This window comes from Methylocella tundrae, assembly GCF_901905185.1.
In the GTDB taxonomy this organism is placed as follows: domain Bacteria; phylum Pseudomonadota; class Alphaproteobacteria; order Rhizobiales; family Beijerinckiaceae; genus Methylocapsa; species Methylocapsa tundrae.
The window spans coordinates 1-441 of the sequence record NZ_CABFMQ020000008.1; the positions used below are offsets into that span (position 1 = coordinate 1).

The 441-nt window shown below is 62.4% G+C and carries 1 protein-coding gene; it reads right to left on the bottom strand.

The features are described from left to right. Positions 1-203 precede the first annotated feature (203 nt). Positions 204-441, bottom strand: a 238-nt coding sequence (locus MPC4_RS20850) for a hypothetical protein (RefSeq protein WP_210253579.1), incomplete at its 5' end; no start/stop codon positions are given.

Below are 441 nucleotides of genomic sequence, written 5' to 3' on the forward strand. Positions count from 1 at the left end.
GTGCTGGGCTCGCACCCCCTCGCTCGTCGCCCCCCGGAAAGGCCCTGATCATCGCGCTCGCTCATCTCTCCACCGAACCGTCTTCGAGTCGCGCTCTCTGTGGGCTGCCATTGCCTGCACGAGGGCACTGCTGCATCGGTCTCGAAAGTTTCGCGCATCAGCCCCATGAGAGTCGATGTCAAGTCTGCGAACGCAAGTACCTGTCAGAAGCCGTCGAGGTCAACGCCGAGCGCACGACGGTTTGGGTGCACACCCTGGACGGTTCGAACGTGGGCCGGTTCAGCACGCTGCTCGGCATGGACGTGCACACCACGTTTGAAGAGCAGTTGAGGGGAGGTCGGCAGTGCCTGCACTGCACGCACGAAGTCCCTTCCCATGAAGACTGGATTCAGTTCTGCGCTCTGATGCTGCAGCACTACGGCGTTACCGTGGACCCAGAGC